Annotated in this window: 18 protein-coding genes; 5 read left to right on the top strand and 13 right to left on the bottom strand. The window is 29.3% G+C overall.

The window, feature by feature from the left end; all coding sequences use genetic code 11:
- The 3 genes from mutL to miaB are packed head-to-tail and all read right to left on the bottom strand — an operon-like array spanning window position 1 to window position 5,923.
- The gene (gene mutL, locus P8F83_RS07280) at window positions 1-1,872 is read right to left on the bottom strand and encodes a DNA mismatch repair endonuclease MutL (protein WP_326514083.1); all 1,872 of its coding nucleotides are present in this window, start codon (window positions 1,870-1,872) and stop codon (window positions 1-3) included.
- A gap of 16 nt (window positions 1,873-1,888) precedes the next feature.
- Window positions 1,889-4,498 carry a DNA mismatch repair protein MutS gene (gene mutS, locus P8F83_RS07275; protein ID WP_326514082.1) on the bottom strand — a complete coding sequence of 870 codons (2,610 nt, stop codon included), beginning with the start codon at window positions 4,496-4,498 and terminating at the stop codon, window positions 1,889-1,891.
- 45 nt (window positions 4,499-4,543) lie between these two features.
- The gene (gene miaB, locus P8F83_RS07270; protein ID WP_326514081.1) at window positions 4,544-5,923 is read right to left on the bottom strand and encodes a tRNA (N6-isopentenyl adenosine(37)-C2)-methylthiotransferase MiaB; all 1,380 of its coding nucleotides are present in this window, start codon (window positions 5,921-5,923) and stop codon (window positions 4,544-4,546) included.
- A 112-nt stretch (window positions 5,924-6,035) separates the two neighbouring features.
- On the opposite strand from miaB, the gene P8F83_RS07265 reads away from it, so the two are divergent.
- Window positions 6,036-6,209, top strand: coding sequence for a hypothetical protein (locus P8F83_RS07265; protein ID WP_181603805.1), 174 nt, complete (start codon window positions 6,036-6,038; stop codon window positions 6,207-6,209).
- A 33-nt stretch (window positions 6,210-6,242) separates the two neighbouring features.
- Here the strand turns inward: P8F83_RS07265 and P8F83_RS07260 are convergent, their stop codons facing one another.
- From P8F83_RS07260 to P8F83_RS07225, 8 genes are all read right to left on the bottom strand, one after another.
- Complete coding sequence (locus P8F83_RS07260; protein ID WP_326514080.1) at window positions 6,243-7,076, bottom strand: GNAT family N-acetyltransferase; 834 nt, start codon at window positions 7,074-7,076, stop codon at window positions 6,243-6,245.
- A 191-nt stretch (window positions 7,077-7,267) separates the two neighbouring features.
- Window positions 7,268-8,260, bottom strand: a complete 993-nt coding sequence (locus tag P8F83_RS07255) for a hypothetical protein (protein ID WP_326514079.1) — start codon at window positions 8,258-8,260, stop codon at window positions 7,268-7,270.
- A gap of 103 nt (window positions 8,261-8,363) precedes the next feature.
- Window positions 8,364-10,259, bottom strand: a complete 1,896-nt coding sequence (locus tag P8F83_RS07250; RefSeq protein WP_326514078.1) for a bifunctional 4-hydroxy-3-methylbut-2-enyl diphosphate reductase/30S ribosomal protein S1 — start codon at window positions 10,257-10,259, stop codon at window positions 8,364-8,366.
- Window positions 10,260-10,275: 16 nt separating this feature from the next.
- Window positions 10,276-10,932, bottom strand: coding sequence for a (d)CMP kinase (gene cmk, locus P8F83_RS07245; RefSeq protein ID WP_390888093.1), 657 nt, complete (start codon window positions 10,930-10,932; stop codon window positions 10,276-10,278).
- Window positions 10,933-11,005: 73 nt separating this feature from the next.
- The gene (locus tag P8F83_RS07240; protein ID WP_326514077.1) at window positions 11,006-12,220 is read right to left on the bottom strand and encodes a BaiN/RdsA family NAD(P)/FAD-dependent oxidoreductase; all 1,215 of its coding nucleotides are present in this window, start codon (window positions 12,218-12,220) and stop codon (window positions 11,006-11,008) included.
- Window positions 12,221-12,325: 105 nt separating this feature from the next.
- A complete protein-coding gene (locus P8F83_RS07235; RefSeq protein ID WP_021802066.1) occupies window positions 12,326-13,228 on the bottom strand; it encodes a MurR/RpiR family transcriptional regulator in 903 nt (300 codons plus the stop codon).
- 92 nt (window positions 13,229-13,320) lie between these two features.
- The gene (gene mnmM, locus P8F83_RS07230; RefSeq protein WP_326514076.1) at window positions 13,321-13,863 is read right to left on the bottom strand and encodes a tRNA 5-(aminomethyl)-2-thiouridylate-methyltransferase MnmM; all 543 of its coding nucleotides are present in this window, start codon (window positions 13,861-13,863) and stop codon (window positions 13,321-13,323) included.
- A 15-nt stretch (window positions 13,864-13,878) separates the two neighbouring features.
- On the bottom strand, window positions 13,879-14,589 hold the full coding sequence (locus tag P8F83_RS07225; RefSeq protein ID WP_326514075.1) for a pseudouridine synthase: 711 nt from the start codon (window positions 14,587-14,589) through the stop codon (window positions 13,879-13,881).
- Window positions 14,590-14,749: 160 nt separating this feature from the next.
- Here P8F83_RS07225 and P8F83_RS07220 point away from each other — a divergent pair, with 160 nt between their 5' ends.
- A complete protein-coding gene (locus P8F83_RS07220) occupies window positions 14,750-15,565 on the top strand; it encodes a TIM barrel protein (RefSeq protein ID WP_326514074.1) in 816 nt (271 codons plus the stop codon).
- Window positions 15,566-15,605: 40 nt separating this feature from the next.
- Here the strand turns inward: P8F83_RS07220 and P8F83_RS07215 are convergent, their stop codons facing one another.
- On the bottom strand, window positions 15,606-15,830 hold the full coding sequence (locus P8F83_RS07215; RefSeq protein WP_238904556.1) for a hypothetical protein: 225 nt from the start codon (window positions 15,828-15,830) through the stop codon (window positions 15,606-15,608).
- A gap of 153 nt (window positions 15,831-15,983) precedes the next feature.
- Between P8F83_RS07215 and P8F83_RS07210 the strand changes: the two genes are divergently transcribed.
- From P8F83_RS07210 to plsY, 3 genes are all read left to right on the top strand, one after another.
- Window positions 15,984-16,367, top strand: coding sequence for a PadR family transcriptional regulator (locus P8F83_RS07210; RefSeq protein WP_073016059.1), 384 nt, complete (start codon window positions 15,984-15,986; stop codon window positions 16,365-16,367).
- A 101-nt stretch (window positions 16,368-16,468) separates the two neighbouring features.
- The gene (locus tag P8F83_RS07205; protein WP_326514073.1) at window positions 16,469-17,491 is read left to right on the top strand and encodes a branched-chain amino acid aminotransferase; all 1,023 of its coding nucleotides are present in this window, start codon (window positions 16,469-16,471) and stop codon (window positions 17,489-17,491) included.
- Window positions 17,492-17,624: 133 nt separating this feature from the next.
- Window positions 17,625-18,221, top strand: a complete 597-nt coding sequence (plsY, locus tag P8F83_RS07200) for a glycerol-3-phosphate 1-O-acyltransferase PlsY (RefSeq protein ID WP_326514827.1) — start codon at window positions 17,625-17,627, stop codon at window positions 18,219-18,221.
- Window positions 18,222-18,247: 26 nt separating this feature from the next.
- Here plsY and P8F83_RS07195 read toward each other — a convergent pair whose 3' ends face one another.
- Complete coding sequence (locus P8F83_RS07195; RefSeq protein WP_326514072.1) at window positions 18,248-19,105, bottom strand: N-acetylmuramoyl-L-alanine amidase; 858 nt, start codon at window positions 19,103-19,105, stop codon at window positions 18,248-18,250.

Below are 19,105 nucleotides of genomic sequence, written 5' to 3'. Positions count from 1 at the left end.
TTAGGTAACTCTCCTAAATCTTTTTTCTAGTTCATAGTTAGATATTTTTATTATTGTAGGTCTTCCATGAGGGCAATGATAAGGGTCTTTCATAAATCTCATAAGATTTATAAGTTCTTTCATTTCTTCTAAGGTTAACTCATTATTAGCCTTTACAGCAGACTTACAAGATAAGGTTGCTATTTTATTATATTTTACTTCTAAGGTAGTGCCACTTCCTAAGGCTTTAAGGTTATCTAGAATACTTAAAAATAGGCCTTTAGGATCTAGTTTACCTAAAAAGTACGGAACCTCTTTTATAGCAATGGTATTTACACCAAAGGGTTCGCAGGTGAATCCAGCATCCTCAAAAACTTTTAAATTATCTTCATAATAAACATAATCATCTAAAGTAAGCTGAATTACAGATGGAATTAATAGAGGCTGAATCTCTACTTCCTTATTCTTTATAGAATCATAATACTTTTCAAAGAGATACTTCTCATGAGCTGCATGTTGGTCTACAATGTATAGATTTTCGTTATATTCACATAGTATATAGGTTTTGTTATATTGACCTATAACCCTATACGGTGGCAGCTTAGGTTCAGGTGTTGTACTGTCATAGTTGTTAGATTCTGTAGAGATAGGTGCAGAGTGAGTACTAATTTCATAGGATTCAGTAATCTCTTTTATCTCTGGTTTTGAACTTTTAAGATCTACAGGTAATTCAACTGATTTTTGCTCTGTATAAGTTTCAGCAGAGTATTCAGGATATATAGGCTTAGTAACAACCTCTGGAACTATTTTAGGAATAGTTTCACTAAAAGAAGAGGTATCTTCAAAGTGTACATTTTCATATATTTCTTCTTTTGAAACTTCATCATCCATAAAAGAAGCTTTTACATTTTCTTTTAAAGCATTATGAACTGCATCAAAAACTACCTTGTATAGAATTCTCTCATCTTTAAATTTAATCTCTGCTTTGGTTGGATGTATATTTACATCAATAAATTCAGGATAAGTTTCTATATATACTACGAAAAATGGAAATTTATTAACTGTAGCAAAGGACTTAAAAGCATTTTCTATTGAAGCTGTGATAGTTTTGTTTTTTATATATCTTCCATTAATAAAAATACTTTGATTATTTCTACTTCCTCTTGCAATCTCTTCTTTTCCAACGAAACCATGAACCGTTATTATATCTGTAGAGGCTTCAAAGGAAACTAAATTTTCTAAGATGTTTTTACCATAAATGGTTCTAAGAACATCTTCTTCTTTTTCACTTCCGAAAGTTTGAAAAGCCTTTTTACCATTCATAATCAAAGTAAAGGCTATACTAGGATTAGCTATAGCAATCCTAGTTAATATATCATTAATTAAAGCACTTTCTCTTGATTGAGATTTCATAAACTTTTTTCTAGCGGGTACATTAAAGAATAAATCTCTAACCTCTATATAGGTTCCTTTATTTACTCCACTCTCTACAATATGATCTATACTTCCCCCAGTTAAAGATATTTCAACTCCAACATCCTCTGAGGAAGTTTTAGATTTTAGTATGGTTTTAGATATAGAGGCAATAGATGCTAATGCCTCTCCTCTAAAGCCCAAGGTCATTATATTATATATATCCTCTACTTCTTTAATTTTAGAAGTTGCGTGAGGTAAGAAGGCTTTTGATATGTCTTCTTTGTGAATACCATCACCATCATCTATAACTTTTATAAGAGTTTCTCCACCATTTTCTATTTCAACTATAATATTTTTGCTAGAAGCATCTATAGAATTTTCTACTAATTCCTTAACTACAGAAAAAGGTCTTTCTACTACTTCACCAGCAGCTATTTTATTTGAAGTTTGTGAATCTAATATATTTATTCTTTTCAAGGGAGAAACACCTCCTTTATTTTAAAAGCTCTTTAGCTTCTTTAATAATATTGTGTAGATTATTCATAGCATCCATTGGTGTCATATTTAATATATCAAGGTTAGCTAATTTGCTTAACATACCATCTTTAGCCAAGGACCCAAAATCCATCTGCATGGAAGTATCTACATTATTTTTTGATTTAGCTTTAGGTTTTTCTTTAGGTTCAATTTTAGATTTTGAGGTTTGATTTTTTTCTAAACCTTCAAGTATATCTTTGGCTCTTTCTATAACTTCAGTAGGTAAGCCAGCTAATTTTGCAACTTCTATTCCATAAGATTGATCTGCTCCACCTGGAATAATCTTTCTAAGGAAGATAATAGTATCGTTTATTTCTTTAACAGAAACAGAGAAATTTTTAACCCCATTAATCTCAGCTTCTAGTTGAGTTAATTCATGATAGTGAGTTGCAAACAATGTTCTAGGTTTTAGTTTACCTTTACTTAAATATTCTATAACAGACCAGGCTATACTTAAACCATCATAAGTTGATGTTCCACGTCCAACCTCATCTAAAAGGACTAGAGAGTTCGACGTTGCATTTTTTAATATATTTGAAACTTCCCACATTTCAACCATAAATGTTGATTTACCGCCAGCTAAATCATCTGAAGCACCTATTCTTGTAAATATTTTATCACATATTCCTATATCACCAGATGTTGCAGGGATGAAACACCCTATTTGAGCCATTAAAGTTATAAGAGCAACTTGCCTCATATATGTAGATTTACCAGCCATATTAGGACCTGTAATTATTAATAATTGATTATCTTTAATGTCAAGTTTTGTATCATTAGATACAAACTCTCCTCTATCAATTACCTTTTCAACTACAGGATGCCTACCTTCTGTAATAGTAGTTTTTCCTAAATTATTTAGCTTAGGTCTAACATAGTTATTTTCCATAGCTAGTTTTGAGAAGGTTGAAATTACATCTAGTTCAGATATAATTTTTGCTGTTAGTTTTAATCTATCAACAGCAGCTTCAACTTCATCACGAATTTCGCAGAAGACATTGTATTCTAAAGCGATAAGTTTTTCTTCTGCACCTAATATATCGTCTTCAATTTTCTTTAACTCATCTGTTATGAATCTTTCTGCATTTGCAAGGGTTTGCTTTCTTATATATCTACCTTCAGGTATATTTGAATAATTAGCTTTACTTATTTCAATATAATATCCAAAAACTTTATTATATCCAACCTTTAGGGATTTAATCCCTGTAAACTCTCTTTCTTGGTTTTCTAAAGCGGCAATCCACTCTTTACCTTTAAATTTAGCTTCTCTAAGCTTATCAATAGTTTCGTTATATGAGTCTTTTATTATGTTTCCTTCTTTTATAGATAAAGAAGGATCATCCAAAATAGAACTTTCTAGTAGATCTCTAATATCTGCTAACTCATCTAAGTCATTGTAATATGTACTAAATAAAGAACTATTGAACTTAGAGATTATATTTTTAATAGTTGGCACCTTAAATAAAGATAATTTTAAGCTTATTAAGTCTTTAGCTGATACATTTTTATTAGATACCTTACCTATTATTCTTTCTATATCATATATGGTCTTTAGAGCTTCTCTAAGCTCTTCTAAATCAATCAAGGTATTACGAAGCTCATCTACAGCGTCTAGCCTAAGGTTAATCTTCTCTAAGGAAATTAGGGGCTCATCTATCCATCTTCTTAAGGTTCTTGACCCCATAGAGGTTTTAGTTTTATCTAATACCCAAAGTAGAGAATCTTTTTTATTTTTATCTTTAATATTTTCAGTTAACTCTAGGTTTCTTCTTGAAGAGGCGTCTATTGTCATAAAGTCCTCTATATTATAGAAGTTTATAGTATTAATATTAGACAAAGACATTTTTTGAGTATCTATAATATATTTTATTAATGAATTAATTGAAGATTTTTTTTCATCCTGAACTAAGTTAAACTCTATATCTTTGAATTGATCATAAAGATAGCTATAGTCATTCTCAAAATACATATTGTCTCTAAAAGATATAAGTCCATTATATATTAAAGCAAATTCAGAAGTGTGATCTCTAAAATCATCATTTAATATCACTTCAGATGGCTTATATTTAGATATTTCATCTCCAATTAAAGAAATATCATATGTAAAACTAGTACAGTAGAAGTCACCAGTTGAAATATCTGTTGAAGATATAGCACATAAGTTTTCTTTAGATTTATATATAGACATAATAAAGTTATTTTTACTATCATCAATAAAAGCTGTATCTGTAAATGTACCTGGTGTTATTACCTTTATTACATCTCTTTTAACTATTCCTTTAGCTAAAGCTGGATCTTCTACCTGCTCCCCTATAGCTACCTTGTAGCCTTTAGAAATAAGTCTTCCAATATAAGAGTTAGCAGCATGATAAGGTATACCACACATAGGTGCCCTATTCTCTAAACCGCAGTCTCTTCCTGTAAGAACAAGTTCTAATTCTTTTGAAGCTACTTCAGCATCTTCAAAAAACATTTCATAAAAATCGCCTAATCTAAAAAATAAGATACAATCTTTATACTTTTCTTTTATTTCAAAGTATTGTTGCATCATTGGAGTTAAAGCCATAATTACCCTCCTAAATTAGTTTAAAAGCTCTTAAAATAAGAGCTTTTATTTACATTCCTCGCCAGTTAATGAGAATGAACCAGCTTTAGTTATATTTACATTGATTAATTTTCCTATTGATTCTTTTGAACCTTCAAAGTTTACAAGTCTACCGTTTCTAGTTCTTCCAGTAAGTCTTGATTCTTGGTTTTTACTTGTACCTTCTACAAAAACTTCAACAGTTTTATTTTCGTATGCTTTATTTTTTCTCTCTACTATTTCGTTTAAAGTTTTAACTAATCTATTAAATCTTTCATGCTTTATTTCTTCTGGAATTTGATTTTCCATTCTATCAGCAGGAGTATGATTTCTTCTTGAATATATAAATGTAAAGGCAGAATCATATTCTACTTCTTTAACTAACTCTAAAGTATCTTCAAAGTCTTCATCAGTCTCACCAGGGAATCCAACTATGATATCTGTAGTTATAGAAACCTCAGGAATCTCTGCTTTTATCTTTTTAGCTAACTCGATGTATTGTTCTCTAGTGTAATGCCTGTTCATAGATTTTAGTATAGCTGAAGAGCCACTTTGAACTGGTAGATGTACTTGCTCACATACCTTATCACATTCTTTTATAGCTAAAATAACATCATCAGTTAAATCCTTAGGATGAGAACTCATAAATCTTATTCTTTCAAGTCCTTTAACTTCATTTAAAGTTCTAAGTAGTTTTGCGAAAGACATTCCATCATTTAAATCCTTACCGTAAGAATTAACATTCTGGCCTAGTACAGTTATCTCTTTATATCCTTGAGAGATTAATTCTTCTACTTCTTTCACTATATCTTCTGGTTTTCTGCTTCTTTCACGACCTCTTACATAAGGAACTACGCAATAAGTACAGAAATTATTGCAACCATACATTATAGTTACAAATGCTTTAACATCACTTTTTCTATCTATAGGGAGTCCCTCTACTATGCCATCCTCTTTATTTATAATTTCCTTTACTTGAACGCCATCTTTTTGAACTCTATCTAGGTATTCAGGGAACTTATAAGAGTTGTGTGTACCAAAAATTATGTCTACAAAAGGGAAAGTTTTAAGGACTTTATCAGCCATTCCTTTTTGCTGCATCATACATCCGCAAATAGCTATAATTAGATTTGGTCTTTCTTCTTTAAGTTTCTTTAATTGACCTAAATTTCCGAAAACCTTATTTTCTGCATTTTCTCTAACACAACATGTGTTGAATATAATGATATCGGCATCTTCTTTAACTTCAGTATTTGAATAACCTATTCTTTTAAGCATTCCTGATATTTTTTCTGAATCTTCTTCATTCATTTGACATCCATAAGTGGAAATATGAAAGGTTTGAGTTAAATTAGTTGATAAATTTTCTTCACCTTGTATCTTATCAATATATATTGAATTAGTCATGTATTGTTTCCTCCAATAGTATTTTATCAAATATAAATTATAACATAAAAATAAAAAATTTAGTAATAAAAATTATAAATTTGAGAAAACTAAAAAAAAAGGAGGGATTTAAATGTATGATTTAAAATCACTAGAGAATAATGATGAATACATGAATCCTAATAACGGACATCTGCGTAATAAAGATGTGAACTTTATTGCAGATAGAAGTTACTACAATGAGAAGCTTACGCCCTCATTGATGTATACAAAAAGTTCTTATGTACCAACAGAAGGATTATTTTAAAACCTAGAGATTTCTCTAGGTTTTAAAATAATACTATTTGTTCCAAGTCAATATATGTTCTTTAAAATAGAAACCTACAGAGTTATAAAGGTTCATGGCCTTTACATTATTAGGAGAAACACGTATAGAAAGTTCTTTAATGTTTTTTCTTTTAGCAAGAGATATAATGTAATTAAGAAAATGTCTGCCTAAGCCCTGTCCTCTATACTCGGGCAAGATTCCAAAGTTTACAACAGTATAAGTATTATTTTTTATTATTTGTCCATAGCCTATAGCCTTATCTTTAAAATACATGATAATAGCTAAATCGTTAATATAATATTCTTGCTTCATATCAAAAAGTATATCAGAAGTTTCTAAAGGGATTCTACTATCCTCATCAAAAATAATGTTTTGCAATGTAACTCTAGCATTTATATCTTCTTTAGTTTTAACATATCTAAAACTAATATCTTCGATATCATTAAAAGAAAAGTCTTCAATAGTTTTTTCAAGAATATAGCTCTCAGAATAAATGTTAAAATCCAATGATTTAAGTAAAGAAATACTATCCTCATTTGCAATACTTTCATAACTATAAGAATGATTTTTAGTAAAAAATGATATAGGAAGTTCAGAAAAACTAGGCGGAAAATATAAGCTTTTTATATTAAATACATTATTGCTTAAATGTTCATACCATATATATCCTACTGAATCATTTAAAATATATATATCAAAAGAAGACTTTAATAAAAATTTCATCACAAAAGATTTAGAATCATATTCAGATAAAAAATCTTCATTTAAAGGATTAACTTTAATAGCTTCTTTAATAGCCTTTTCAACTAAGGGTCTATTATTCTTATTTAGTCTTTCAGTCTTCATCTTAAATCACCACCTATATTGTGCACACATATAATCTGTAGGAGCGTTTCTAAGCTCCATTAAATTCCTTTTAACCGCTAATCTGTAGGAGCTTCTTCCCAAGCCCCATCATTAATTTTACTCTATATTAATAAACATATAAATAGCTCTTTAGAATAATTTAACATTTACATATGGAAATCCACTTTAATCTATATATCGGTAGCTTCTACATAAAATTTAAACCATGTATTTACATTTTCATTCTGTGATAATATATTATTTAGCTCTAACTTATATTCTGAAATATTTTTATGAGAGTGTTTTTTATAAATATCCCTGCAAATATCATAAAACTTATAGGGGAATGCAGTAAAGCCTAAAATCAAATAAATATCCTCAAGAGAAAAATTATAATTTTTCTTATAAATCTCTATTAAGTCATTAAAAGTTTGGTAATCCCAATTTACTGATGGTTGATTTAAAATGCTGTTTAAAAGAGATCCTATATCCATATGATAATAACTATATTTAATCCTATTTATGTTCTTTAATTTAATTTTATTATCTGATTTAGTAAAATCATCTATTGTGATTCCACTTGCAGAAAACTTATATCGATGAGGAGTTTTATTTTTAATGGTAGATAGGTTACTAAAAATCTTTTTGCAGTTAGTAAGTACTTCATCGTAATTTACTAGAATATCTAAAACCTGATTATCAAAGTAAGATTTAATTATGTTATTAGATATAGTATTTTTTAAATTAAGCATGTAGTCTATTCTTTTCAAATACCTTTTTATATATTTAGTATATTCCCTTTTAAAATTATATTTCTCAGGATGTAATTCTATGGTACATCTATGGAATTTATTTAGTAATAATATTGAATTTTTAAAAAAATCTATGTTATAAACGAAATCAGTATCTTCTCTAAAATATGATGTAAGAAAATATGAAGTATCTCTAGCCTTAATATACTTGTTCCCGTTATTAGTTTTAATGATTTTACCTATTTTTCTAAAACCATTGTTATATAAATCTTCGTAAAATTGTAGAAAGTCTTTTAACTGTGTTTTTTTGCTTCTATATGTATGAAGCATAAACATTTCGCTTTTGCAGTCAACTATATAGTCATTACCTTTAAAGCTTATACTATATCCTTCTATATTATAATTAGACAATATTTTTGAATAATCCTCCACTAATAGTACCTCCTATTGCTTCCCTTATTTAAGTATATTCTATTAGTTTGAAGATAATAACAAAGAGTTCTTTCTAAAAACTTAGAAAGAACTCTTTTAAGACTTACTCTAAAACTTTTGAACTTAATCCAATTTTTCTTTTCTCTTTATCAACATTGATTATTTTTGCTTTTACTACATCTCCAACTTTAAGTACTTCTGATGGGTGATTTATTTTCTTTCTAGATATTTGAGAGATGTGTAATAATCCATCTACCCCTTTTTCTAATTCTACAAAAGCACCAAAATCGGATAGTCTCACTACTTTACCTATTACGATGGTATCTTCTGGATATTTTTCTTCTATATTAGTCCATGGATCTTCAATTAAATCTTTTATGCTTAAAGTTAACTTATTTTCGTCTCTATTTGATGCAACTATTTTTGCTTCTATCTCTTGACCTATTTTTAAAACCTCTGAAGCTTTTGATATTTTTCCATAGCTCATTAATGAAAGTGGTATAAGTCCATCTACACCATGTACATTAACAAAAGCACCAAAGTCTGCAAATCTTAAAACCTTAACTTTAACAACATCACCATCATTAATAGCGCTCCAAGCTGCATCCTCAACTACCTTCTTTTCAGCTTCTTCGATAACTCTACTAGAAGCTATTACATTTCCCTCTTCAATATTAAGAATTTTAACTTTTAAAGTTTTATTTAAATATGCTTCTAAATTCTTAACAAAAGCAACTGATATTTGTGATTGAGGTATAAATATTCTTATTCCTTTATAGTATGAAACTAATCCACCTTTTGCAGAATTCGATACTGTTATATCAAGAGTAGCTTCATCTTCTTTAGCTTTTGCTAATTCTTCTAATGCTATTTCTCTTTGAAGCTCCTTACTAGATAGTAATACATAACCTTCAAAATTATAACTTAACACCTTAGCTTTTATGCTTTGACCAACAACTACCAATTCACTAAAGTTATCAACCTTGTCAAAAGAAAATTCTGATTTAGGGATTTTTCCATCTAATTTATAACCAGGAATTGCTACATAAGCAGCGTCGTGATCTACTTTTAAAACCTCTACCTCAATAACCTCACCTATAGTAAGTTTTCTATCCATAGAATTCATTAGATCTAATTGATTTTCTTGTACTAAATTTTCATTCTCCATAATTTCAACTACCTCCTTAATTACCCAATCAGGAGTTGAGGCTCCTGCAGTAATTCCTATTAAATTTATACTTTTATTATTTATTAATTCAAATGGAATATCTGAAGCGTTCTCAATATGATAGGTCTTGGAACAGTTAGATTTACATATTTCAAATAATTTTGTGGTATTTGAACTATTTTTACCTCCAATAACTATCATCACTTGAACTTCTTTTGATATTTCCATTGCACTTTTTTGTCTAACTTCTGTAGCAGAACATATAGTATTGAAAGCTAAAACATCTTTAGAATGTTCTGAAACATAGGATAGTGTTTTTTCCCAAGTTTCTTGTTTTTCTGTGGTTTGAGATAATAAACACACTTTATCGGGTATAGGTTCTACGATATTACCATCTTTAGTAACTAAGGCATTATCATCAGCCCATCCATTTATTCCTATAACTTCAGGATGATTTTTGTCACCCATTATAATGACCTTATAACCCTCTTTATTATATTTATCAGCTTTTTTTTGTATGTTAGTTACGTAAGGACAGGTGGCATTAACAGTAGTAACTCCATGAGTTTCGAGTTCTTCAATTACTTTTTTAGAAACTCCGTGAGATCTTATTAATACAACATCGTCGGAAGTTAAATTTTTAATATCATCCATACTAATTGCATAGATATTATTATCTTCTAACATCGATACCACGTCATTATTATGTATTAAAGGTCCTAGGGTATAAATTTTTTTGTTATATTTTTCTTTGTTTTTAATAGCTTCGTCAACAGCTCTTTTAACTCCAAAGCAGAATCCTGCATTTTGAGCTAGTAATATTCTTCTCATTTTATCACCTTTATATTTATTTTACACTACCATTAATATAATTAGAAATTTTATTAACAACGCCATCTATATCTAATCCAGTAGTGTCAATTTCTATAGCATCATGGGCTTTAATTAGAGGATCAACTTCTCTATTAGAATCTATGTAATCTCTTTTTATTATATCACTTAAAATATCATCATACTTAACATCTAAACCATTATTTTTTAATTCCTCATAACGTCTATTAGCTCTTTCTTCAGGAGAAGCGGTTAAAAAGAATTTGAATTTTGCATCTTTTAAAACCACAGTGCCTATGTCTCTACCATCCATTATAACGTTGTACTGTTTACCCATTTCTCTTTGAAGTTTAACTAGATTTTTTCTAACTTCAGGAATCTGAGCATAATTTGAAACATTATTACTTATAACAGGTGTAGTTAATAGTGATTGAATATTTTCACCGTTTAGTATTAAATTATCGTTTTCAAAATGCATTTCCATACTTTCCATTAAGGACATGAGTTTAGATATGTTATCAACAGATATATCTTGATTCATAGCTACAAGGGTTACAGCTCTATACATTGCTCCAGTATTTATATACATTAAATTATATCTTTTAGCTATGATTTTGGCTATGGTACTTTTTCCTGCTCCTGCTGGACCATCAATTGCAACTGAAATATTCAAAGTAATTCTCCTTTTCAATATTAGTATTCTAAGATATTATATCATAATAATGACAAAAATAAATTAATTTATTCTATATGGAATTTCCAGCTAAATAGCCTGTTGATAATGCAATTTGAACGTTATAACCTCCAGTAAAAGCATCTACGTCTACAATTTCTCCAGCAAAGGATAGGTTTTGAATTAATTTAGATTTCATTGTAGAGGGGTCTATTTCTTTAGTATCAACTCCACCAGCAGTAACTATAGCTTCTTCAATAGGTCTTAGTCCTTTTACCTTCATTTTTAAATTCTGTAGTAAAGAAACTAAGGTTTTTCTTTCCTCTTTAGTTATAGAATTAACCTTTTTATCTTCATCGATTTTGGATAACTTTATGATTACTGGAATTAACTTTTTAGGTAATAAGTCATCTAGAGAATTTTTAAAATCTTTATTAAGATATTTTTGAAAATCTTTTTGTATTCTCTTATCTAGCTCTACTTCTGTTAAAGCTGGTTTAAGATTAATTGAGACCTCCATAGATTTTGACATATCTACATAACGAGATGCACTTAAAACTAATGGTCCAGATATTCCAAAGTGGGTAAATAGCATTTCGCCTTGATCCTTAAATACAGCTTTATTATCTTTTAGAACTTTTAATTCTACATTTTTTAAACTTAATCCCATTAATTCTTTAACCCAAGCATCTATGGTTTCAATAGGAACAAGGGAAGGTTTGGGTTCTATAATGTTGTGCCCTAATTTTCTAGATAAAGAAAGACCTTTTCCAGTTGAACCTGTTAAAGGATAAGAAAGTCCACCAGTACAGAAAATGAAATGATCTCCGCATATTTTTTGATTATTATCTAAAATAATAGAATCAATCCTGTTGTTAGAAAAGTTTATATCCCTAACCTTACTAGATAATAAAATATTAACATTTGCTTCTCTTAGAGCCGACTCTAATCCTTTAATAATATCAGAACTTTTATCTGATAGTGGAAACACCCTATCCCCTCTCTCAGCTTTTAGTTTGATACTTTTGCTTTCAAAGAAATTAATGACATCTTCATTTGTATAACCATATAAAGCACTATAAAGAAAGTATGGATTTCCAGGTATATAATTAAAAAATTCTGAAATATCCTTTTTATTTGTAACATTACACCTTCCTTTACCTGTTATAAAAAGCTTTTTGCCTAATCTATCGTTTCCTTCAACTAATGTAACCTTGTGATGCTTTCCTGCTGAAATAGCTGCCATCATACCAGCTGGACCAGCACCGATTACTACTATATTTTTCAAAATAATCACCTCTATAAATAAAATCATGTTAATAATAAATGTTAAAATGTTATATTGTCAATAAATAATAAAATCAGCTTCACATAAATAAAGCTGATTTAAGTGCTACTCTTCTAAAATCTTTCCTCTATTGTAGGAATACACATTGTAGTCTTTCCATATTTCTTCTAAATCGTTAAAAGTATTTGTGATTTTATCTTTTTCTCTCATACCTACGGCTATAATAAGTGCATTTATAACAGATAAAGGCGCTACTAATGAATCTACGAAACTAGCCATATTACTTTGAGAAATTAAAGTTAAATCTGATTGTGTAGCCAAAGGAGATAACAGTGAGTCTGTAATAGCTACAACTTTAGCTTTTCTTGAGTGGGCAAAAGATAAAGCGTCTATAGTTTTAGCTGCATATCTTGGGAATCCAATTCCTATCACTAAATCACCCTCACCAACATTAATCATCTGTTCAAATATATCTGAAATTCCATAACCTACAACTTTAACATTGTCTAAAATTACATTTAAGTAGAATCCTAAAAATTCAGCTAAGGCAGTGGAACTTCTTAAACCTATTATGTAAATTCTTTTTGCCATAAAAATAGATCTAACAACATCTTCAAAGGTTTTGTGATTTATTTTTTCTAAGGTAGCTCTTATGTTTTCTATATCTGCCTTTAGAACACCTTTTAAAGCGTTTTCTTCAGAAATATAGTCATTTGATAACTCTAATCTTTGAACAGTAGTTAATTTATTTTTAATTAATTCTTGTAATTCTTTTTGAAGTTTTGGATATCCTGAAAATCCAAGTTCATTTGCAAATCTAACCACAGTAGATTCAGAAACTCCAACAGAAGTTCCAAGTCTTGCAGCTGTCATAAAGGCTGCTTTATCATAATATTTTAGAATATATTCAGCAATTAACTTTTGTCCTTTGCTCATTCTAGAAAATTTTATTTGAATGATTCTCATCAAATCTTGATTTTCTTCATTAGGTTTTTGAAAATAATCCATATTGTTTTACTCCCATCATTTTTGCAATTATTAATTAATATAAATTCATTTTATCATTTATTTACAATTCCTACAACAAAGAAATAGCAATTTTATTTCTTTTCTATAATTAACAATAACGGTGGGTTATTATCTCTATTAACATACTCTAATTTCATAATACCATATTTATTTTTAGGTAGGGTTTCTAAATAATTTAAAATGCAAGTTTTTTCTAGAAACCCTTCATAATGTCCATAATAAACGGCAATTGTCATTATTCCACCTGATTTTAGTAAATTAAGTCCTTGTTTAATTGAGTTTAAAGTTGTCTCAGAAACTGTAGTTATGTTTTTATCTCCTCCAGGCAAGTAACCTAAATTATAAATAATACAGTCAACTTTTTCATTAACATAAAAATCTAATTTATCGTGAGAATCTAATATTAACTCTACATTATCATATCCTTTAGCTTTGTAGTTCTCTATAGCAATTTCTTGTATATCAAAAGCTACTACTCTCTTAAAAACATTTTTCAAAAAATCACAATCATGACCATTTCCCAAAGTACAGTCAATAGCTATTTCTTTATTCTGAGTGTATTTAAATATAATATCATGAGATATAGAACTTATGTCTTTAACTAAATTAAACATACTTCCTCCTATTTCTTAGAGCGTTTTTATATAGTCTACTTCTTGAGTAGATAACTCTCTCCATTTACCTACTTCAAGTTTATCAAGTTTTATGTTTCCAATTGAGATCCTTTTTAATTCTATAACATCATGATTAAAAGCTAAACACATCTTTCTAATCTGTCTATTTTTACCTTCCATTATGCTTATCTTTACTTTGCTATACTTATTATCAGAAGCTAAAACAGAAATTTTACAAGGTGCGGTTATATAACCGCCTATATCGACGCCAGATTTAAATTTTTCTAATTCTGAATTAGTAAAAGAGCCTACAACTTTTGCTATATAAGTTTTATAGAGATTTTTTCTTGGATGTATGATGTTATTATATAAGTCACCATCATTTGTTAATAAAAGCAACCCTGATGAATCGTAATCCAGTCTTCCTATTGGATAAATTCTCTCTTCTACATTTATTAAATCTATAACAGTTTTTCTATTTTTTTCATCTTTTACAGAAGTTATTACTCCAGTTGGTTTATTTAACATTATATATCTTTTAATTTCCTCAAGTTTAATTAAGTTACCGTTATAATAAACCTTATCTCTATTTATATCTATTTTTGTACCTAATTCAAGTATCGTTACTCCATTTACGTTCACCTTGCCGGCTAAAATAAATTCTTCACATTTTCGTCTTGATGCAACGCCGCACCTAGCCATATATTTTTGTAATCTTTCTTCCATAATCATCACCTAACTTTATATTCTCTTAATAAATTATATTAAGTAAAAATAAATAAAGCAAATTTATTACCAAATGGAATTTCCAGGGAAATTATTCTTGAAGAGATATATGACTTTTTGATATACTATGGAGTAAATAAAAATTATAGGTGGTAAAGCTATGGATAAATTATTGTTTGGAATATCTGGAATACCTTTAGGTAATGGAGAAAAGTTTAATTATGCAAGTGGAATAGAATATCTTAGTAGTATTGGATTAGATGCAATGGAATTTCCCTTTGTAAGATCTGTTAATGTTACCAATAAAAATAGAGAGAACATAATTAAAATGAAAGAAAAATATAATTTCTATCTGTCTGCCCATGGTTCCTACTACGTTAATTTAAATGCAGATGAAGAGGAAAAAATAGATAAGTCTAAGGAGAGAATAATAAAAGGTGCAGAAGCTTTAGCTTCAGTTGGAGGTAGGAGCTTAGTTTTTCATGCTGGTTATTATCTTAAGTCTACTAAAGAGACCACTTTAGATAAAATAAAAAATGAACTTAAAACTCTACCTAAAGATTTAGTTACATATAGGTTAGAGACTACAGGAAAGGCATCACAGTTTGGAGACATAAAAGAACTTGTAGACATAGCAAAAGCTGTTTCTAGCTGTAACATATGTATTGATTTTTCACATATTCATGCTAGAGGTGTCGGCTTATTAAAGGAATATAAAGATTTTGCAGAAATTCTTGAATATATAAGTGAGGAATTAGGAAAAAATGCTTTAGAGGATTTACATATTCATTTATCAGGAATAAATTATACCGACAAGGGAGAAAGAAATCATCTTCCATTAGCTGAAAGCGACTTTAATATTAAAGCTTGCCTAAAAGCATTTGTTAACTATAATGTAAAAGGCTGCATAATATGTGAAAGTCCTATATTAGAAAAAGATGCTTTATATATGAAGGATTTATATAATTCATTGTAATATTAAAAACTCCCTGCATTAAAGCAAGGAGTTTTTAGTATTAAAAGTTGAAAAAACGACCTCTTCCAAGCACTAATAACCAAATAAGCATTGGATTATTAAAGAAACAATTGGTACCAAAAATTGAGTTATAAGGGTAACCGCATCCAAATCCTTGTGAACATCCTGAGTTATAAGCACATGGTGGATTACATATACCCTGATTTCTTGTGGTACAACAGTCTCTAGTGGTGGTAGAACAACAGCCACATCTTCTTCTTGACATGTTAATCACTCCAATCTCTTTTGTATAATATATGTTATTCACTTATACCATAAAATGTTAATAAGAATAAAACTTTGTCTACTTAGTGAAGAATAAGAGTAAATTTGCCACAGTATCTTTTTGGAGTATAATATAATCTAGAGGTGATAATTTATGCAGCGAAATAGACTTGTAGCTCCTAGAAATGTAGTTAATACAAAACAATTATATATTTTTTATATATTAAAAAAACTATCTAAAGGAGAAGAGGTTTTTGGTAACAAGATTTTAGAGGATTTTAGAAACAAATTTGAAAATGCATCACTCCCCTATCCTGTTTCTTCATCAACTGTATATGATACCCTTTATGATTTAGAAGAACGTGGGTATGTTAATTCGAAGTGGCTTGGCGATGAGTTTTTAAACAAAAGAAGTAAAAAAATATACACTATCACTGATTCAGGTATTGATTATTATAAAAACAACATAAGTGATTATGTTGATAATTTAAAGAAGACCAAAGGTATATTAGACATAATGATAGGTATGCTTTTATAAATATTTAAACAAGTTTTTTAAATTTTCATATAAAAATATGGAATTTTGGTGTAGAATAAAATTATTTAAAAAACTAACAAATCCTAAAGGGGGTAATTTATATGAAAAAAGTTGATATTGATTGGAGTAACTTGGGGTTCTCATATTTAAAAACAGATTTTCGTTTTATTTCTAACTGGAAAGATGGGAAATGGGATGAGGGTAATCTTGTAGAAGATAATATGCTAAAAGTAAGCGAAGCTTCTACAGCGCTTCATTATGGACAGCAATGTTTTGAAGGATTAAAAGCCTATAGAACTAAAGATGGCGAAATTCAGTTGTTTAGACCAGATCAAAACGCTTTAAGATTGAATAGAAGCTGTAGAAGGCTATTAATTCCTGAAGTACCTGTAGAAACTTTTATAGACGCGTGTATGCAGGTTGTTAAAGCTAATGAGGCATACGTTCCTCCTTATGGAACTGGAGCAACTTTGTATTTGAGACCTTTTGTAATAGGTGTTGGAGACAATATAGGAGTTAAAGCAGCTCCAGAATACATATTCTGTGTATTTTGTTTACCTGTTGGTCCATATTTTAAAGGTGGTATGACACCAGTTAATTTTATGGTATCGGATTATGATAGAGCTGCTCCTTATGGAACTGGTGGTGCAAAAGTTGGTGGTAACTATGCGTCAAGCCTATATCCACATGAAGTTGCAGCAAAAAAAGGTTATGCAGATTGTATATATTTAGATCCTGCAACTCATACAAAAATTGAAGAAGTTGGATCGGCAAACTTTTTTGGAATAACTAAAGATGATAAATTTGTTACTCCAGTTTCACCGTCTATTCTGCCAAGTATAACTAAATATTCATTATTACATGTAGCTAAAGAATATTTAGGGCTTGAAACTGAGGAAAGAGACGTATTAATAGATAATTTGGATGAGTTTAAAGAAGCTGGTGCATGTGGAACAGCTGCTGTAATTACTCCTATTGGGGGAATAGATTATAATGATAAACTTCATGTTTTTTATAGTGAAACTGAAGTGGGACCTGTTACTAAAAAGTTATATGAGACTTTATGCGGTATACAGGTAGGTGATATAGATGCACCAGAAGGATGGATATATAAAGTTAAATAGATAACTTTAAGATTGTCACAAAATTAATTGAGATTTTAATTGAATTTGTGACAATTATTTTTATTATGTTATATTTAAGTAATGTGTGCTATAATAAGTTCTCGAGAAGATGAAAATTATTTATTTGAGGTGCATAATGATTATTATTGTAAGTTTTTTAGTTGCATTTTTGTGTGGTTCTATACCAACAGGATATCTTATTATTAAAAGAATTTATGGGATAGATATAAGGACAAAAGGCAGTGGAAATATAGGTTCAACAAATGTAAAAAGAATTGCAGGAACTAAGATATCACTAATAACTCAAGTTATAGATATATTAAAAGGACTTCTTCCAGTTCTAATTAGTATTTTAATATGGACAAAATTTAATTTATCTATAAATAAAGAAGTATATATTTCAGTGGTAGCTTTAGCAAGTATATTAGGTCACGATTTTACTCCCTTTCTTTCATTTAATGGAGGAAAAGGTGTAAATACTACACTTGGTGCATTTGTATTAATAGCCCCTATTCCAGTAATTACAGGAGCTATATTTCATATAGTTTTAAAGAAAGTTACAGATATAGTAGCTATTAGATCTATAATATTAGGAGTAATAATTCCACTAACTTGTGTTATAATGAGATTACCTTTACCAATAATAGTCACAACTACTATTTCAGGAATCATATTAATTTATAGGCATAAGGGCAATATAAAACAGTTATTTAGTAAGGAAAATATATAAGCAGCACAATTGTGCTGCTTTTTAATTTACAAACCTAATAATTTTCTCCATGTATTTGGACCAACTATTCCATCAGTAGATAATCCATTAGATCTTTGGAAACTTATAACTGACTGTCTAGTTTGAGGACCAAATATACCATCTGCTGCAATTCCTAAATTCTGTTGTATCCACTTAGTTATATTACCTCGAGCCCCTTGACTAACCATAGGAGCAGCTGCTAACGTTTTAGGGCCAGCAATTCCATCAACTACTAATCCAGAATTAAACTGTGTATTTATTTCTTGCTGAAGGGTTCTTATATTGCTATTACCGCCATTTGGTGTACTAGGAGGAGTAACCGGTATTGATGGTTCAGGAGAGGTGTTTGAATTTGTTCCAGTTAGTCCTTTTACTATGGCTCTAGCTATGCTATCAGCATTGTATCTGTCAGCATCAGCTCTATTATCAACGAAACAGCATTCAACTAATATAGCAGGAGCTACCGTATTTCTTAAAACATAGAGATTTTGGCTTGTTTTTACTCCTCTATTTGGATAATTTAGTTCTGCTAGACTATTCACAACATTTCTTGCATATTGTTCTGCAGTACTTCCGGTTCTGTAAATCCATACTTCAGAACCAGTTCCTCCACCTGCATTTAGATGAATCTCAACATATAAATCAACATTTTCTGAATTTGCTTTATTAACTCTATAAGATAGGCTTTGCCCAACTGAGCTAGCATTATCAATTCTACAAAATACAACAGTATGACCTTGTGCTAAGAGATAGTTTTGAACTAATTCTCCGATTTGTCTAGTACATATGCTTTCGATTAGATATCCGACAGCACCATAATCAGCTCCTGACAAAGTATGCCCGACAGCTATTGCATATTTCAT

Source organism: Clostridium intestinale (genome assembly GCF_035905475.1).
GTDB classification, from domain to species: domain Bacteria; phylum Bacillota; class Clostridia; order Clostridiales; family Clostridiaceae; genus Clostridium_T; species Clostridium_T intestinale.
Note: the sequence above shows the minus strand (reverse complement) of the source record. Positions and strands in the feature narration are given on the sequence as shown.

What these genes read in the sequence shown, in the direction of transcription:
- mutS (WP_326514082.1), bottom strand. Translation starts at nt 4,498, where the DNA reads ATGGCTTTAACTCCAATGATGCAACAATACTTTGAAATAAAAGAAAAG.
- miaB (WP_326514081.1), bottom strand. Translation starts at nt 5,923, where the DNA reads ATGACTAATTCAATATATATTGATAAGATACAAGGTGAAGAAAATTTA.
- P8F83_RS07265 (WP_181603805.1), top strand. Translation starts at nt 6,036, where the DNA reads ATGTATGATTTAAAATCACTAGAGAATAATGATGAATACATGAATCCT.
- P8F83_RS07260 (WP_326514080.1), bottom strand. Translation starts at nt 7,076, where the DNA reads ATGAAGACTGAAAGACTAAATAAGAATAATAGACCCTTAGTTGAAAAG.
- P8F83_RS07250 (WP_326514078.1), bottom strand. Translation starts at nt 10,259, where the DNA reads ATGAGAAGAATATTACTAGCTCAAAATGCAGGATTCTGCTTTGGAGTT.
- P8F83_RS07235 (WP_021802066.1), bottom strand. Translation starts at nt 13,228, where the DNA reads ATGGATTATTTTCAAAAACCTAATGAAGAAAATCAAGATTTGATGAGA.
- mnmM (WP_326514076.1), bottom strand. Translation starts at nt 13,863, where the DNA reads ATGTTTAATTTAGTTAAAGACATAAGTTCTATATCTCATGATATTATA.
- P8F83_RS07225 (WP_326514075.1), bottom strand. Translation starts at nt 14,589, where the DNA reads ATGGAAGAAAGATTACAAAAATATATGGCTAGGTGCGGCGTTGCATCA.
- P8F83_RS07220 (WP_326514074.1), top strand. Translation starts at nt 14,750, where the DNA reads ATGGATAAATTATTGTTTGGAATATCTGGAATACCTTTAGGTAATGGA.
- P8F83_RS07215 (WP_238904556.1), bottom strand. Translation starts at nt 15,830, where the DNA reads ATGTCAAGAAGAAGATGTGGCTGTTGTTCTACCACCACTAGAGACTGT.
- P8F83_RS07210 (WP_073016059.1), top strand. Translation starts at nt 15,984, where the DNA reads ATGCAGCGAAATAGACTTGTAGCTCCTAGAAATGTAGTTAATACAAAA.
- P8F83_RS07205 (WP_326514073.1), top strand. Translation starts at nt 16,469, where the DNA reads ATGAAAAAAGTTGATATTGATTGGAGTAACTTGGGGTTCTCATATTTA.
- P8F83_RS07195 (WP_326514072.1), bottom strand. Translation starts at nt 19,105, where the DNA reads ATGAAATATGCAATAGCTGTCGGGCATACTTTGTCAGGAGCTGATTAT.